This is a genomic window from Comamonas sp. JNW, assembly GCF_003105075.1.
Classification (GTDB): Bacteria; Pseudomonadota; Gammaproteobacteria; order Burkholderiales; family Burkholderiaceae_C; genus Comamonas; species Comamonas squillarum.
The window spans coordinates 145,576-161,814 of sequence record NZ_QETI01000010.1; the positions used below are offsets into that span (position 1 = coordinate 145,576).

The window sequence follows — 16,239 nt, forward strand, 5'->3', positions numbered from 1 at the left end:
CCGGCAGCCATCTTTTGTCGGCCCAGCCGGGCCGGTTCAGCCCACGCCACACTGCGCACCCCTTGCGCCCGCCTTGTGCCCACTGCGCATCTGTCGCCCGCGACGGAGCCTACAGCCGGTGCATGCGGTCGCCCTGCACAAAGCCCGCTGGCTCCCAGACGGCCACGCCCTTGCTCAGCAGGATGGCCTTGAAAAACTCGCCCATCTCGTGCTCCATCATCAGCTTGGCCGCCTTGCTGCGGGCAATCACTTCGAGCTGATCGAGCTTGGCACCCAGGCCGCAGTTGATCAGGAAATGGGCCTGGCTGGTGTAGCCCAGCACATCCATGCCGGCTTCCTGCGCGGCCACGGCAATGCCAGTGAAGTTCACATGCGCGGTGATGTCTTTCAGCCCCACCAGCACCAGTGGGTCGCTGTCGACCTGGTGCAGATGGTGGCAGACCAGGGTGCCCATGTGGCGCTGCGGGTGGTAGTACTCGGATTCGCCAAAGCCATAGTCGATCAGCAGCACCGCGCCGCGCGTGATGCGGTCGGCCAGCGTCGCGACAAAGGCTTCGCCCTGCGGGTGGATCTCGGTCAGGTACTCGGCCTCGAGCGGTAGGTCCGGCTCCAACGGCGGGCGCAATGGGGTCGGGCGCTCGGCCCAGCCAAAGCGGATGTCGCCGCCATCGGCCCTGGCCACCACCACGCCGCGCTCCTGCCACACACCCTGCTGGCGCAGCACAAGCTTGACCGGCATGGCGTCAAGCACCTCGTTGCCGACGACCACCCCCTGCATCTGCGCGGGCAGGCTGTCGGCCCACTGCACCTGGTCGCCAAAGCGGGCCAGGCGCTCTTGCTGGCGCAGGCGGAGGCTGCCCGAGACATCGACAATCGTGTAGCGCGTGCAGGCGGGGCCCAGGGTGGACAGCAGCTGCTCGGCCAGGGCGCCGGTGCCGGCGCCAAACTCCCAGACCTCGCTGGTCTGGGTGTGGGCAAAGGCATCCTGCACCTGGGCGGCGACCAGCTCGCCAAACACCGGCGAGAGCTCGGGCGCGGTGACAAAGTCGCTGCCCTCTTCGGGCATGACGCCAAACTTGCTGCGGTCATTGGCGTAGTAGCCCAGGCCGGGCTCATAAAGCGCCATGCGCATGAAGTCATCAAACGGGATCCAACCGCCGGCCTGGGCAATAGCCTCAGCCATGCGCTTGGCCAGCACAGTCGTTAAACTAGAGGGTTCTGTATTCACCCCCCTATTGTCGCCGCTTGCTGAGCGCTTGCCATGCCCATGCCTTCTTCGACCCCACGCACCGTACTGGTCACCGGCGCTGCCAAGCGCCTGGGCCGGGTGATTGCGCTTGGGCTGGCCCGCCATGGCTGGCAGGTGGCGGTGCACTACCGGGGCTCGGCCGCCGAGGCCGCGCAGACCGCCGCCGAGTGCGCCGCGCTGTCGGGCCTGAGCGGCCATTTTGACGCCGATTTCGACGACGAGGCCGCGGTGCGCGGTTTGCTGCCTCGGGTGGTGGCCCATTTCGGCCAGGTCGATGCGGTGGTCAACAGTGCCTCGCTGTTCGAGCACGACGGCGCCGCCGACTTTGGCTATGCCGCGCTGGAGCGCCACCTGCGCAGCAACACGGCCGCGCCCATTGTGCTGGCCCAGCTGCTGCACCAGCATATCTGCCAGCGGGGCGACCCGGCCCAGGGCGTGGTGGTGAACCTGCTCGACCAGAAGCTGTGGAACATGAACCCCGACTTTGTCAGCTACACCTTGAGCAAGGCGGCGCTGGAAGCGGCCAACACCTTGCTGGCCCAGGCGCTGGCGCCGCGTCTGCGGGTGGTCGGTGTGGCGCCGGGTTTGACCCTGACCAGCGACTACCTGAGCGATGAGAAGTTCGAGGCCCTGCACCGCATGAGCCCGCTGGGGCGCTCGTCCACCGCAGACGATGTGGCCGCCACGGTGCGCTTTGCGCTGGACAACAGCTCCATCACAGGCACCAGCCTGCTGGTGGACGGCGGCCAGCACCTGATGCGGTTTGACCGCGATTTTTCGATGATGTAGCGATTCTTCGCTGCCTTGCTGTTTTTATGACGACATTTGACACCGGGTTGCAAACCCTGAGCTTGACGGGCCTGCGTTTTGATGCCAATTTAGGCATCCTCGCCCACGAGAAGACTGCGCCGCAACCCATCTTGGTGGATGCGGAAATCAACATGGGCCAGCAGCCCCTGGCGCCCAGTGATGACGACATCATGCATGTGCTGGATTACCGCAAGGTGCGCCAGATCATCATCGATGAATGCACGGCAGAGCACGTCAACCTGCTCGAGACCCTGATCGGCAAGGTCGCCCAGCGGCTGATGCAGTTGCCCAATGTGCGTGGCGTTCGCGTGAAGATCGCCAAGCTAGAGATTTTTGACGATTGCGAAGTTGCAATCCGCACCGAAACCGGACAATGGTGAACCTATGAACGCCCCCACCGATACCGCACTCCTCCAGCCCCAGCCCGCCGCCGCGAACGGATGGGACTTTGACGACGCCAGCGACGATGCGCAGGCATCGGCCTCCAACGAAAAGCGCCTGAAGATCCAGCGCGAGAACCACAAGCTGGAAAAGCGCCTGTGCCGTGAGGTGGCGCGCGCCATTGGCGACTACAACATGATCGAGGACGGCGACAAGGTGATGGTCTGCATGTCCGGCGGCAAGGACAGCTACACCCTGCTCGACATCCTGATGAAGCTGCGCGCCCGCGCGCCCATCAAGTTCGACCTGGTGGCCGTGAACCTGGACCAGAAGCAGCCCGGCTTTCCCGAGCATGTGCTGCCCGAGTACCTGCAAAGCGTGGGGGTCGACTTCCACATCGAGAACCAGGACACCTACAGCGTCGTCAAGCGTGTGGTGCCCGAGGGCAAGACCACCTGCGGTCTGTGCTCGCGCCTGCGCCGCGCCATTTTGTACAAGGTGGCCGACCAGCTGGGCTGCAACAAGGTGGCGCTGGGCCACCACCGCGATGACATCGTGCAGACCTTGATGCTCAACATGTTCCACGGCGGCATCATGAAGGCCATGCCCCCGAAGCTGGTCAGTGACGACGGCAAGCATGTGGTAATCCGCCCGCTGGCCTATGTGCCCGAGAAGGACACCGAGCGCTGGGCCCAGTACCGCGACTTCCCCATCATCCCCTGCAACCTCTGCGGCAGCCAGGAAAACCTGCAGCGCCAGATGATTGGTGACATGCTGCGCGAGTGGGACCGCAAGCACCCCGGCCGCGTGAACAACATGTTCCGCGCGCTGCAGCATGTGGTGCCCACCCACCTGGCTGACCCCAAGCTGTTCGACTTCCAGAACGCCAAGCCTACCGGCATTGCCGACGAAAACGGTGACAAGGCCTTTGACCACGATGACCTGCCCAGCAACCCCTCGCTGCCCGCGGGCATGCAGGTGGTGCAATTGGGCTGATCCACGTTTGCTTGAGCCATGCAGCCCTGCTTGTCGCCCCTGACTGACAGCCGCTGCCGCTCCAAGCGTTTATCGTTGAGCGCATGCGCTGTGTCCTTATGGCGCAGCGCTTTTTTTTCGGGAGACGGCACCATGTATCGTTCTTTTGACCGGGCAGCCCTGCCTGGCATGCCCCAGTGGCGTCGCATCGCCGGCATGGCCGCGCTGGCCTGCGCCAGCCTCTGGCTGGCCGGTTGCGCCGGCGTGCGCACCATCGACAGCGATGTGCAAAGCTACTCCACCTTGCAGCAAATACCTGCGCCACCCACCTACCGGCTGCAGTTGCTCCCCTCCCAGGTCGCAATGGGTCCACAATTTGATACCGTCGTGCAACAGGCCCAGGCATCCTTGGCCGGTGTGGGTCTGCGCCGCGACGATAGCCAGGGCAGCGTGATCGCGCAGATCGACGTACAAGCTCGTTACATTCCCGACAGCTGGCTGCTGCCCGGCAGCCCCTATAACCCCTATGGCGGTTTGGGCTGGGGACCCGGCTGGGGTTGGGGCTGGCGCGGTGGCATCGCCTGGCGCGACACCGGCCCCTCGCTGCACTACCGCGCCGTGCAGTTGACCTTGCGCGATGTCCAGACCCAGCAGGTGGTCTATGAGACCTCGGCCCGCTACGAGGATGTCTGGGTCGATGACCAGGTGATCTACCGCATCTTGTTCGACTCGGCACTCAACGGCTTTCCCAAGCCGCCGCAAGGCCCGCGCCGCGTCAGCACCACGGTCGGTGCGCCCGCCGCTGCCCAGCCCGCATCCACTCCAGCTGCAACCGCTGCACCTGCCACTGTCAGTCCCGCTACGCCCGCCGCCAAACCCCAATAACAAGGAACGCATGCACAGCACCCAGATCATTGCCATTCGACACGGGGAGACCGATTGGAATCTTGCCGCACGCATCCAGGGACATACCGATATACCGCTGAACGCCACCGGCGAGCGTCAGGCCCGGCAACTGGCCCAGGCGCTGGCCGAGACCCCGCTGGCCCATATCTACAGCAGTGATCTGCAGCGCGCGCTGCGCACCGCCCAGGCGCTGGCGCTGGCCAATGGCGCGCCGCTCGCCACCCACAGTGCCTTGCGCGAGCGCAGCTTTGGCGACTATGAAGGCTCCCGCTTTGCCGACATCGAGGTGTCAGACCCGCCCTCGGCCCTGCGCTGGCGCAAGCGTGACCCGGTCTTTGCCCCGCCCCAGGGCGAGTCACTGCAGACGCTGCAGGCGCGCGTATCCCAAGTGGTGGCCGAACTGGCCGCCAACCACCTGGGCCAGCAGATCGCGCTGGTAGCCCATGGCGGCGTGCTTGACTGCCTCTACCGCCTGGCCACGCGCCAAGACATCCAGGCCCCCCGCACCTGGGAGTTGGCCAATACCAGCGTCAACCGCCTGCTGTGGACGCCGGACAGCGGCCTGACCCTGGTGGGCTGGGGCGACACCAGCCACCTGCAGACCATCGGGCTGGACGAAACCATCTAACAGCGGCGGTCAGCGGCCATCCTTCCAGTAGTCAGCCTCGTTCAGCCTGTTCTCTCCACTTTTTGTGACTTTTTTGCATCAGCCCCGTGGCGCCGCCTGGGCCGTGCAGGTCCCCGTCTGCCCGCCCCACCAATGTCGCCCTGGGCCCGCTGCGATGACACAAACAAATGAAACGCAATGCCTCATAGAGCCGATAAAATACCAAGGTATGTCAGCGTTCACTCCGACCCCTCGTGATCAAGTGACATTTAATTACTTTTAGAATTCACTAATTGCTTGATCATTATTGATAGTAGTGAGACCATCTATAGACGAGTTCAATGACTCCTCTGTTTGATTACTAAAAAGGTATTGACCGTTATATGCCAGACGCCGAGCTGACCCGAAAACCCCTGCCGACGCCGTCGCTGCGCCAGCTCAGCTGCTTCAAGGAAGTGGCCACGCACCGCAGCTTCAGCCGTGCCGCGCAGGCGCTGTCCATGAGCCAGCCCGCACTGTCTTCGGCCATCCGTGAGCTGGAGACGCTGCTGGGCACCGCCTTGTTTGACCGCAGCACGCACCATGTCCGCCTGACATCGGCCGGCGAAGCCGTGCGTCCGCAGGTGGAATGGATGATCAACAACTTTGTGCAAGGCGTGCAGGATCTGCAGCAGTTGCTCAAATACCAGGCCGACACCGTGCGCATCAGCTGCATCCCCTCCACCACCCACCTGCTGGCGCCGTGGCTCGCCCTCTGGCAGCAGTCCCACCCGATGGTGGACCTGCAGCTGCACGACATGCGCAATGACGACCTGCTGGCCTCGGTGGCCAACGGCAGCTCGGACATCGGCCTGGGCCTGGAGTTCACCGTGCCCCCGTCGGTGGAGACGCAGTTCGTGACCGAGGACGAGGTCATGGCCGTCATCCCCGCCAAGCACCGCCTGGCACAAAAGACCGATCTGCGATGGTCGGACCTCAGCGATGAACCGCTGGTCGTGCTCTCGCGCGGCAGCACCTACGAGATGATTGTCTCGGTGCTGGAGCAGCAAGGCGTGGGCACCAGCCACACCGAGACGCTGAGCTATACCGAATCGCTCTACGCGCTGGTGCAAAGCGGCCTGCGCATCGGTCTGCTCTCGCGCCTGTACACACAGGGCCACCACAGCGATGACTGGGTGACCGTGCCGCTCAAAGGCCCGTTGCTGTCGCGCCGCATCTGCCTGATGACGCGCGCGGCCAATGGCAGCCGCCGCGCCATCGTGCAGGAATGCTGGGACTACCTGTGCGAGAACATGGGCAACGAATCGCCGCCCACCAAGCGCGCCGCCAAGGCCGCTTGAATGGGAGCCAAGCGGGGGGCCACGCGCACCTGTCTGGCACCAAACTCTCAAGCCCCAGCGATGGGGCTTTACGTTTTACACCAATGCCGCCTGCCCAGGCCCGCCGCCCACCAGGCCCAAGTGGCGGTAGGCCGCCTGGGTGGCCATCCGGCCGCGTGGCGTGCGCTGCAAAAATCCCTGTTGGATCAGGTACGGCTCGATCACATCCTCGATCGTGCCGGGCTCCTCGCCAATGCTGGCGGCAATATTGTCCAGCCCCACCGGCCCGCCATCAAAACGGTGCACCACCGCCTCGAGCAGCTTGCGGTCCATAATGTCAAAGCCGAGGGGATCGACATCCAGCATCGCCAGCGCGCGGCTGGCCATCTCCTGCGTGATGCGGCCATTGCCTTTGACATCGGCGTAATCGCGCACCCGGCGCAGCAGGCGGTTGGCAATACGGGGCGTGCCGCGTGAGCGGCGTGCAATCTCCAGCCCGCCTTCATCATCGATGGGCGTGTTCAGCAGACCTGCACTGCGCATCACGATCTTGGTCAGCTCTTCGGTCGTGTAGAACTCCAGGCGCGCGACGATGCCAAAGCGGTCGCGCAGCGGGTTGGTGAGCATGCCCGCGCGCGTGGTGGCCCCCACCAGCGTGAAGGGCTGCAAATCCAGCTTGATGGACCTTGCCGCCGGGCCCTCGCCGATCATGATGTCGATTTGGTAGTCCTCCAGCGCCGGGTAGAGGATTTCCTCGACCACCGGCGAGAGGCGGTGGATCTCGTCGATGAAGAGCACATCGTTGCGCTCCAGATTGGTCAGCAGTGCCGCCAGGTCCTTGGGCTTTTCCAGCACCGGACCGCTGGTCTGGCGCAGATTCACGCCCAACTCCGAGGCGATGATGTGCGAGAGCGTCGTTTTGCCCAGCCCGGGGGGACCAAACAGCAGCACATGGTCCAGAGCCTCGCTGCGCTTTTTGGCCGCGCCAATGAAGATCTCCAGCTGCTCGCGCGCCTTGACCTGGCCCACATACTCCTGGAGCTGCTTGGGGCGCAGCGCGCGCTCGAGCACCTCCTCCTGTGGCGAGGACTGGCTGGCGGAAATCACGCGGTTGTCAGGACGGGGGACTGGCGCAGCGGCGAAGGAATCGGTATGGATAGTCATGGATCAGTGCAGGCATGGCCAGGGAGGTGTGCAGCGCATCCCGGGGATCTCTAAGGCGCATCCCACACATAATAAGCCAGTCCGTCATACAAAAGCCCCGCATTGGCCAGCCAGGCATCGCGCGCCTGGACTTGCAGGCTGTAGTGGTGCACCCCCGGCACATACTGGTAGGCGCGGTAGACGGCGCCCACCCCGTCACCGGGCTGCGCGGGCGACCACCAGGCAATGCCGTCGTAGTTCCAGCTGGGGTGGTAGGTCTGCACAAACTGCCGCTCGGCATCGCTGGCCGTGTAGAAATGGGCGACGACCTCGGGGTTGAAATAGCGGTGGACGGGCACCAGGCGGGCATGTGCGCGGCCTGCGGCATAGAATGCAATGCCGTCAAAGACCAGGTCGTTGGGGAAGCTCGCGATCACATGGTCACGCTCAGGGGCTGATAGGGTATAGAACTCCCCGCCCGAGCGCAGCACCAGGAAGCGGTAGACGGGCATGTGCATATCGCTGTTCATCGCCTTGTCGGCCCCCAGCCAAGCCGCAAAGCTGGCGATGGCCTGGTCCAGCCGGCCATAGACGACGCGGCCATCCTTGGCGGCACACCACTGGTCTCCCCCGGTCAAGGTCCCGGCGACACGCCCCCTGAAAAACAATGCCGATCCGCTGGAGCCTCCTTCGATCCCTCCTAGGCTCCAGATGACCCGGTAAAAACCACCATCAGATTGCGTTTGCGACGCACAATCCAAGGCGCGGCTGCTGGCATCGACCGAGCAGGCTGTGCGATCTTCCAACACGCCAGAGGCGAGCATCATCAGGTCCCCGTGCGGATGGTGCAGACCGGCCACCGCCCCGCCCGGAGGCAGTGCGCCCGCATCCCAGCCTGCAAACAAGGCTCCCGGCGGAGGCGCCTCATCCAGCAGCAGCAGCGTCATATCAGTCACCATGCTCGTTGCCAGCCAGCGCGCCGCACTGAAGCGCTCCGCATGGCCGGCATACAGTTGCGCGCTGTCGCAATACTGCGAGTAGTAAAACCAGGACGTTTGCAACGTCGATGCCGTCGCTTGGTCTTTCACACAATGCGCAGCCGTCAACACATAGGGGGTGAGATCCTGGCTAGGGTTATTGAGGAGGGTTCCGGTGCACTGGAAAGTGCGGCCCTGGCTCACATAGAACATGCGAATGACGGCATCACGCTGGTCCAGCAAGGTCTGCTGACAATTCACATCCAGCTGGCAAGCGTTATAACGGCGCTTTTCAGACAATGCAGCCATGTCCGCCGCCTTCATGGGCTCCGCCACACTGGGCGGCACGACGATCTGCGAGAGCTGGGGCATGGACCATTGCAGACTGCTGGTCGCCAGCGCTGCGGGCAGCAGGATCTCCAGCACGGGCGTGGGCCCCACATCGGGCGTCCACCAGGTGCGCTGGCCCGTCTGCGCATCGGCAGCCAGGCGCTCAAGCAGTGCAGCACCGGTCACTTCGTAGCTGGCAGCGGCTTGAGGCGATGCATAGAGCCGGAACACCGCCATCGGCGGCAAGGCAGCAAACTCCAGGCCCAGGCGCAGTCCATAGGCATCGTCCGCCCGCCATTGCAAGGCGGCCACCTGCTGGCCCGAGGGCAGGGTCTGCCATTGCAACAGAGGGGCCACTTTGTCGACAGTGTCCATGGCCTCCAAAGCGCGCGCTACGCCAATCTGGCGGACGCCGCCCTCATCGGGGGCCAGTGCCTTGCTGTCCTGCCAGGGCGGCAGCACGATGGGCACAACAGCCATCGCCGAGAGCGCCACCGCGTCCTTGGCCTCCACAGTGCTGGGGCTGGCCGGCATCCTGCGCGCATCGACCTGCCAACTGGCCTGGGCCCAACCACAGCTGCCAGCCACGATGAGCGTGGTGACCCAACGCAGCCCATCACCACCAAGCGCCGAACTCCAGCTGGACACAGTGCGACAAGACATGATGGACTCCTCGCGGTTGCAACAAGAAAAGCGCCACCGATCAACACAAACTACTGACCGGATACAGGCAATCTAGAGCAAGCACTCACATCAAGCAAGCTTATCGAATAGTACAAATACAAAACATTGGTTAACTGGGTAAAGAAAAGGGCCTGCGAACAGGCCCTGCGAGGGCGGGGGCTGTGCGGCTGCCGATCCGGCTGTGAGCGATCAGTTGCCCAGCCAGTGCGAGGCACCGTCTGCAAAAAACTTGTCAAAGCGGCCGTAGTAGCTCAGGCCCCGTGGCGCCTGGCAGCGGCTGGAGCCGCCATACAAGGTGCCAATGACCCGGCCATCGCTGAACAGCGCCGATCCGCTGCTGCCGCCCTCGGTCCTCCCCTGGCTCCAGCTGACGCTGTAGAAGCCACCGTTCGCATCTCCCCCGCTGCAGCTGAAGGTGGAGCTGCCGGTGGACTGGCAGCGGGCATGGTTCGCTACGGCGCCCACGCTGTACTTGAGCAGGTCGCCACCGGGATGGTGCAGGCCGTAGATGGCCTGGCCCTTCGGGGCCAGGTTGCTGGCATCCCAGCCTGCATAGCTCACCCCCGCCGGAGGCATGTCATTGAGCCGGAGCAATGCGGAGTCCGTGGTGGCCGTGGCGTGCAGCAAGGTGGCACCTGCACTGCGCCGGGCGCTTTGGGCACTCGGCACGCCGGAATTGCAACTGCTGGCGTGGTAGAACCAGCGGGTCTGCAGCGTCGAGGCTACCGATTGGGTAGAGATACAGTGGTTGGCCGTCAGAAAGTAAGGCACAAAATCCGCCTTGGGGTTGTTCAGCAAGGTGCCGGTGCACAGGTAGGACTGGCCGTTCTCCCGGGTGTAGACCATTTGGGCCACGGCATTGCGCTCGCTCTGGTAGTTGCTGGTGCAGGACACATCCATGCGGCAACTCTCCAGCGGATTGGCTTGGGTAGTTCCTGCCAGGTCCATGTCAGCCGCTCCCACGGCGGCCGCTTCCACGGTGGCCGCTTCCACATCGGGGGGCAAGGACAGGTTGTAGAAGATGTGCGAAACCAGGGGGATCGAGATCCGCAATGCCTCCGCAGGCATCCCTGCGGGCAGCACGACTTCGACGGTGGTGTCACCCGCACCCACATCGGGCGTCCACCAGGTGCTGGCAGGCGCGCCGCTCTCTCCTGCGCCCTGGTTCTGCGCCAGCACTGCATTGATCTGCGCGCCACTGCGCTCGACGATCGCATCGGGATGCTCCTGGCTGTAGATACGCAGCAGCGCATCATCGGGCAGGCGCTCCACCAGCACACCGGCACGCAGGCCATAGGCACCCGTCGCCTGGATATTGATGGCGGCCACCTGCTGCCCACTGGGCAGCGCCGTCCACTGCATGGCCAACTGGGTTTGCGCCACCGATGCGGTGGCATCCACGGCCCGCGCGGCGCCAATCTGCAGCGCCGGGCCACTCGTCTCCTCGGCAGCCAAAGACTGTTGCATTTCCAGCTCGGGCAGCACCACAAAATGTGTTTGCACCCGAGTGCCTAAAGGCACGGGCACCAGAGGGGAAGATTTGGTGGCTGACTCCGGCAATACCACCGGGTCCAGGATATAGGTCGTAGGCTGGGCCACTACCATGCCGGTGGTCCATAACAGACCGAACACTGCATATTTTAGGTATCTCATGATGGATTCACTCCAAGTCAAAATGCTATTTAAAAGCCTGCAAATCACCAAATTGCGGTTTGCATTTTTATTTTGAAGATAATCAAGTGAGCAGCCACCTGCAAAAGTAAAGCACATATCGACCGGTAACATCGAGAATGCGATGAATCTCTCCCACACCCTCTACGCCAGATGCCCACAAAAAGAAACTCATCCACTAATTTTATTTATTATTTCTTTCATTAGATATTAATAAAATCCAGACCCCATTCATTTTGCACAGCAAGCCAAAGAATGCCTATATTTACTCGCTTTCTGACAAAGTGAGTGGTGTTATTAAAATCCTTTTATAAAAGCCGGCAATTTACAAATCCGCTATCGTGCAGCAGCTCAGGTTTCCTCAGCAGAACATCGCATACCGAGAATACAAAGTGAACCTGCGTTGGTATTTATGAATTCCAGACATCGGGACACTTTCCGGTATCAGAGCGATGACCCAGCACTGCAGCAGGGCGGTGGCCGGAACCCACTCCCCCAGACGTAAAAAAACCTGCCGTTTGACGGGCAGGTTTGTCAGCGCTGGAAGGACTGCGGCACAAAAGCCGCAATCAGCGGTGCACAGGTCAGCTGGCCAGCCAGCTCCAGATGCGGTCGCTGAACACCTTGTCAAAACGGCCGTAGTAGTCGGACGCATTGGGCGCCAGGCAGCTGGCGCCGCCGCCGTAGAGGTTGCCGACCACGCGGCCATTGCGGAACAGCGACGAGCCGCTGCTGCCGCCTTCGGTCGTGCCTTGGCTCCAACGCACGCTGTAGAAGCCGCTGTTCGAGTCACCGGTGCTGCAGGTGATGGAAGTGCCACTGCCTGCGGTGCAGTTCATATAGCCCACGACCGCGCCCACGCTGTACTTGAGCAGGTTGCCGCCAGGGTGGTGCAGGCCATAGACCGCATCGCCCACTTGGCCGGCGGTGCGCGCATCCCAGCCTGCCAAGGTCACGCCCACAGGAGGCATTTCGTTGAGCTTGAGCAGCGCCGAATCGGTGTTGCTGGTGGCGTAGAGCAAGGTCGCGCCGGCACTGCGCAGTGCAGCATTGGCGCCAGGTACGCCGGAGTTGCAGCTGCTCGAGCGGTAGAACCAGGACGTCTGCATCGACGAGGCCGAGGACTGGGTCGAGATGCAGTGGTTGCCCGTCAGGAAGTACGGTGCAAAGTCACCCTTGGTGTTGTTCAGCAAGGTGCCGGTACACAGGTAGGACTTGCCGTCCGAGCGGGTGAACACCATGCGCGCCACCGCATTGCGCTCGGTTTGGTAGTTGTTGGTGCAGGTGGCATCCAGGTTGCAGGAAGCCGAAGTGTCGGCCTTGGCCGCGTCTGCCAGCTCGGCCTCGGTGGGCAGCGACAGGTTCTGGTAGATGTGCGAGACCACAGGGATCGAGATGCGCAGGGCATCGGCGCCGGTGCCGGCTGGCAGCACCACTTCGAGCGTGGTGTCGCCTGCGCCTACATCGGGCGTCCACCAGGTGTTGGCGGCCGCACCGGTCTCACCCGCCTTGCGGTTTTGCGCCAGCAGCGCATTCACCTCAGCACCGCTGCGCTCGACGATCGCATTGGGGTGCTCCTGGCTGTAGACGCGTAGCTGCGCGCCATCGGGCAGGCTGTCCACCAGCACGCCAGCACGCAAGCCATAGGCGCCGGTCGATTGGATGTTGATGGCCGCGACCTGCTGGCCATTGGCCAGCGTGCTCCACTGCAGCGCCGCCTGCGTCTGCCCCACCGTGCTGGTGGCCGCCACCGCGCGCTGCGTGCCAATCTGCTGGGCCGGGCTGTTGTCGCTGTCCACGGTCTTTTCCGCCTCCAGCTCGGGCAGCACGACAAAGCGGGTCTGCACCGCAGCGCCCAAGGACACAGGCGCCACTGCGGCCGATTTGATGGCCGAGGCGGGCAGCACGACCGAGTCCAGCACATAGGCCGTGGGCTGGGTCACATTGCCGTTGTCGTCGTCGGAACCTGAGCCGCCGCCGCAGCCCGCCAAAGCCAGGGCCGCAGCCACGCCGGTGGTCCACAACAGACCGGGCACTGCATACTTGGGATATTTCATGGATTCGTCCACTCCGTGTTGGTTGGTATAGATGGTGATACCCGGTCGGGCTGCTGCCCGGCCGCCTCTGCGCGGGCTATTTTGCCAGCGCTTTCAGCGCCTGCTTGATACCGTCGGTTACGCTGATGTCGGCAGGTAACAGTTTCAGAGCGGCAGCTGCGTCCTTGTCGCTGTAACCCAGGGCCACCAGCGCTTGCAAAATGTCGACCTGGGCATCGCTGGTGGCAGCGGTTCTGGCACCCATGTCTGCGCCCAGCTTGCCTTTGAGCTCCAGCAGCAGGCGCTCGGCGGTCTTCTTGCCGATGCCCGGCACCTTCACCAGGCGCCCTGCCTCCTGCAAGGACACGGCCTGCGCCAGATCGCTCACGCCCATGCCGCTCAGGATGGACAGCGCCGTGCGCGGGCCCACGCCGGTGATCTTGATCAGCTCGCGGAAAGTCTGGCGCTCTTCGGCCGTGCCAAACCCGTACAGCAGCTGCGCATCCTCCCGCACGATAAACTGCGTCAGCAGCGTGATGGTGTCGCCCACGGCAGGCAGGTTGTAGAAGGTGCTCATGGGCACCTGCACCTCATAGCCCACACCATGGCAATCCACCAGTACTTCGGGTGGGTTCTTTTCCACCAGGGTTCCGCTCAATCGGCCTATCATTTGTATCTTTCCTTGTAGCTTGTGTGCGGCCGCCCTGTGTGCGTCGCTTGCCGCCTGCAAGCATACTGAATTTTTCACTGGAATTTACCGCGTGATCCTGCGCCACACCTTTACGCCCCACAACAACAACCGCATTGCCAATTTGTGCGGACCGGCCGACGCGCATCTGCGCCAGATCGAGAACCATCTGGGCGTCAAGATTGCCCACCGCCACGAACAGTTCAAGATCGACGGCCCCAAGGCCGTGGCCAACGACGCGCTGGAGCTGCTCGAGGCGCTGTACGAGATGGCCGATACGCCCATCAGCGAAGACCAGATCCAGCTGATGATGGCCGGCGACAGCGAGCTGATGGCCGCGCCCGAGGACGCCATCGTGCTGAACACGCGCCGCGCCGACCTGCGCGCGCGCACGCCCAACCAGGCCGGTTACCTGGAGAACATCGCCGCGCACGACATCACCTTTGGCATTGGCCCGGCCGGCACCGGCAAGACCTACCTGGCCGTGGCCTGCGCCGTCGATGCGCTCGAGCGCAGCCAGGTGCAGCGCATTGTGCTGACCCGCCCGGCGGTCGAAGCCGGCGAACGCCTGGGCTTTCTGCCCGGCGATCTGTCGCAAAAGGTCGACCCCTATCTGCGCCCGCTCTACGACGCACTCTATGACCTGATGGGCTACGACAAGGTGCAAAAGGCCTTTGAGCGCAATGCCATCGAGATCGCGCCACTGGCCTTCATGCGCGGCCGCACGCTCAACAACGCCTTCATCATCCTCGACGAAGCCCAGAACACCACGCCTGAGCAGATGAAGATGTTCCTCACCCGCATCGGTTTTGGCGCCAAGGCCGTGGTGACCGGCGACGTGAGCCAGATCGACCTGCCCAAGGGCCAGCTGAGCGGCCTGATCGACGCCGAGCGCGTGCTCAAGCGCGTCAAGGGCATTGCGGTCAACCGCTTTACCAGCGCCGATGTGGTGCGCCACCCGCTGGTGGCGCGCATTGTTGACGCTTACGACAAGCAGCGCCGCCCCGCGCGCGAAGACTGAGCCCCACCCGCACACCCCCACCTGTGCCACCCCGCCGATAAAAACCATATGGCATTGAACCAACTCACGCTCTCGCTGCAATTTGCCCGTTTTGACGGCGTGGCCGAGCACCGTGCCGCCCTGCCCCGCAGCCAGGTGACGCGCTGGATTCGCCACGCGCTGGCCGATGACGCCGAAATCACCGTGCGCATTGTCGATACCGAAGAAGGCCAGGCACTCAACCGCGAGTACCGGCACAAGGACTACGCCACCAATGTGCTGACCTTTGACTACCAGCAGGAGCCCACCGTGCTGGCCGACCTGGTGCTGTGCGCGCCCGTGGTGGCGCGTGAAGCCCAGGAGCAGAACAAGTCGCTGCAGGAGCACTATGCCCACCTGCTGGTGCATGGCACTTTGCACGCCCAGGGCTGGGACCATGAAACCAGCGAGCAGGATGCCCAGGAGATGGAAGCCTACGAGACGGCCATCCTGCAAGAGCTGGGCTTTGCCGACCCATACCAGAAGTAAGGCACGGGGCCCGCAGCCCGCCCATTGGGCGCGCCCGCCTCAAGGCAATGATGACTTTTGAGCGACTAATCGAGCCGCTTCTTTGCGCCATTACTACCTAGAATCCTTCTCATAAAGGCCGTGCTGGCTGCGGCACCCCGCAACCGCCGGCGCATAACAGGAGGAGACATGCTCGACACCGCCATCTTGCTGGCCGCTGCCCTGGTGGCCGGCGCGCTCAATGCCGTCGCCGGAGGCGGCAGCTTTCTGACCCTGCCTGCGCTGGTGTTTACCGGTGTGCCGCCGGTCGTTGCCAATGCCACCGGCACGGTCGCGCTGCTGCCGGGCTATGCGGCTGGCGCCTGGGGTTTCAAGGACGATATGCAGGCCCCGCCCGGCCTGTCGATGAAGGCGGTGATGCTGCTCGCGCTCGTCGGCGGCGCAGCGGGGGCTGCCCTGCTGCTGGTCACGCCCGAGGCGGCCTTCCGCAAGATCGTGCCCTGGCTGCTGCTGGCAGCGACTGCCATGTTTGCCTTTGGCCCGCAGCTGCGCCAGTGGGCCATGGGCGCGCAGCACGGCGCCACGCCCTCACGCGGCAAGGCCGCGCTCGGCATGCTGGCGGTTTCTGTTTATGGCGGCTACTTCAATGGCGGCCTGGGCATCTTGCTGCTCGCACTGCTGGGCTTGCTGGGCCAGACCAACTTGCATGCGATGAATGGCACCAAGAACCTGGTCTCCGCACTGCTGACCGCCATTGCCGTCGCCATCTATGCCGCTGGCGGCGTCGTGCAGTGGCAGCCCGCCTTGCTGATGATGGTCGCTGCCACCTTGGGCGGCTACCTGGGCGCCCGGGTGGCGCGCAAGATTGCGCCGCAGTGGTTGCGTGCCGGCATTGTGCTGACGGGTTTGGTGATGGCGGTGCTGTTTTTCTTGAAAGCCTAGTTGGGGGCGCCCAG

The 16,239-nt window shown here is 63.7% G+C and carries 15 protein-coding genes; 9 read left to right on the forward strand and 6 right to left on the reverse strand.

Annotation, left to right across the window (positions count from 1 at the left end; translation table 11 throughout):
* Positions 1 to 109 precede the first annotated feature (109 nt).
* Positions 110 to 1,183: an SAM-dependent methyltransferase gene (locus DCO45_RS15510; protein ID WP_243419375.1), complete on the reverse strand. Its 1,074-nt coding sequence runs from the start codon at positions 1,181 to 1,183 to the stop codon at positions 110 to 112.
* Positions 1,184 to 1,261: 78 nt separating this feature from the next.
* On the opposite strand from DCO45_RS15510, the gene DCO45_RS15515 reads away from it, so the two are divergent.
* The 6 genes from DCO45_RS15515 to DCO45_RS15540 all read left to right on the forward strand — a co-directional run bounded on the left by DCO45_RS15515 (position 1,262) and on the right by DCO45_RS15540 (position 6,268).
* Entirely contained in the window at positions 1,262 to 2,038 is a 777-nt protein-coding gene (locus DCO45_RS15515; RefSeq protein WP_116926722.1) for an SDR family oxidoreductase, read from the forward strand.
* Positions 2,039 to 2,064: 26 nt separating this feature from the next.
* Positions 2,065 to 2,439, forward strand: coding sequence for a dihydroneopterin aldolase (locus DCO45_RS15520; protein WP_116926667.1), 375 nt, complete (start codon positions 2,065 to 2,067; stop codon positions 2,437 to 2,439).
* A gap of 4 nt (positions 2,440 to 2,443) precedes the next feature.
* Positions 2,444 to 3,436 (forward strand): tRNA 2-thiocytidine(32) synthetase TtcA, encoded by a 993-nt coding sequence (gene ttcA / locus DCO45_RS15525; protein WP_116926668.1) that lies wholly within the window; start codon positions 2,444 to 2,446, stop codon positions 3,434 to 3,436.
* A gap of 168 nt (positions 3,437 to 3,604) precedes the next feature.
* Positions 3,605 to 4,300, forward strand: coding sequence for a hypothetical protein (locus DCO45_RS15530; RefSeq protein ID WP_116926669.1), 696 nt, complete (start codon positions 3,605 to 3,607; stop codon positions 4,298 to 4,300).
* A gap of 10 nt (positions 4,301 to 4,310) precedes the next feature.
* Positions 4,311 to 4,949 (forward strand): histidine phosphatase family protein, encoded by a 639-nt coding sequence (locus DCO45_RS15535; RefSeq protein WP_116926670.1) that lies wholly within the window; start codon positions 4,311 to 4,313, stop codon positions 4,947 to 4,949.
* Between the two features lie 362 nt (positions 4,950 to 5,311).
* A complete protein-coding gene (locus tag DCO45_RS15540; RefSeq protein WP_116926671.1) occupies positions 5,312 to 6,268 on the forward strand; it encodes a LysR family transcriptional regulator in 957 nt (318 codons plus the stop codon).
* A gap of 75 nt (positions 6,269 to 6,343) precedes the next feature.
* On the opposite strand, the gene ruvB is transcribed toward DCO45_RS15540, so the two are convergent.
* The 5 genes from ruvB to ruvA all read right to left on the reverse strand — a co-directional run bounded on the left by ruvB (position 6,344) and on the right by ruvA (position 13,758).
* The gene (ruvB, locus tag DCO45_RS15545) at positions 6,344 to 7,411 is read right to left on the reverse strand and encodes a Holliday junction branch migration DNA helicase RuvB (RefSeq protein ID WP_116926672.1); all 1,068 of its coding nucleotides are present in this window, start codon (positions 7,409 to 7,411) and stop codon (positions 6,344 to 6,346) included.
* A gap of 50 nt (positions 7,412 to 7,461) precedes the next feature.
* Complete coding sequence (locus tag DCO45_RS15550) at positions 7,462 to 9,360, reverse strand: trypsin-like peptidase domain-containing protein (RefSeq protein ID WP_116926673.1); 1,899 nt, start codon at positions 9,358 to 9,360, stop codon at positions 7,462 to 7,464.
* A gap of 210 nt (positions 9,361 to 9,570) precedes the next feature.
* Positions 9,571 to 11,034 (reverse strand): serine protease, encoded by a 1,464-nt coding sequence (locus DCO45_RS15555; protein WP_165841211.1) that lies wholly within the window; start codon positions 11,032 to 11,034, stop codon positions 9,571 to 9,573.
* 602 nt (positions 11,035 to 11,636) lie between these two features.
* Positions 11,637 to 13,109 (reverse strand): trypsin-like serine protease, encoded by a 1,473-nt coding sequence (locus tag DCO45_RS15560; protein WP_116926675.1) that lies wholly within the window; start codon positions 13,107 to 13,109, stop codon positions 11,637 to 11,639.
* Positions 13,110 to 13,185: 76 nt separating this feature from the next.
* Positions 13,186 to 13,758 carry a Holliday junction branch migration protein RuvA gene (gene ruvA, locus DCO45_RS15565; RefSeq protein WP_116926676.1) on the reverse strand — a complete coding sequence of 191 codons (573 nt, stop codon included), beginning with the start codon at positions 13,756 to 13,758 and terminating at the stop codon, positions 13,186 to 13,188.
* A 91-nt stretch (positions 13,759 to 13,849) separates the two neighbouring features.
* Between ruvA and DCO45_RS15570 the strand changes: the two genes are divergently transcribed.
* The 3 genes from DCO45_RS15570 to DCO45_RS15580 all read left to right on the forward strand — a co-directional run bounded on the left by DCO45_RS15570 (position 13,850) and on the right by DCO45_RS15580 (position 16,225).
* Positions 13,850 to 14,797, forward strand: coding sequence for a PhoH family protein (locus DCO45_RS15570; protein ID WP_116926677.1), 948 nt, complete (start codon positions 13,850 to 13,852; stop codon positions 14,795 to 14,797).
* 48 nt (positions 14,798 to 14,845) lie between these two features.
* Positions 14,846 to 15,304 (forward strand): rRNA maturation RNase YbeY, encoded by a 459-nt coding sequence (ybeY, locus tag DCO45_RS15575; protein ID WP_116926678.1) that lies wholly within the window; start codon positions 14,846 to 14,848, stop codon positions 15,302 to 15,304.
* Positions 15,305 to 15,472: 168 nt separating this feature from the next.
* The gene (locus DCO45_RS15580; protein WP_116926679.1) at positions 15,473 to 16,225 is read left to right on the forward strand and encodes a sulfite exporter TauE/SafE family protein; all 753 of its coding nucleotides are present in this window, start codon (positions 15,473 to 15,475) and stop codon (positions 16,223 to 16,225) included.
* Positions 16,226 to 16,239: the final 14 nt, after the last annotated feature.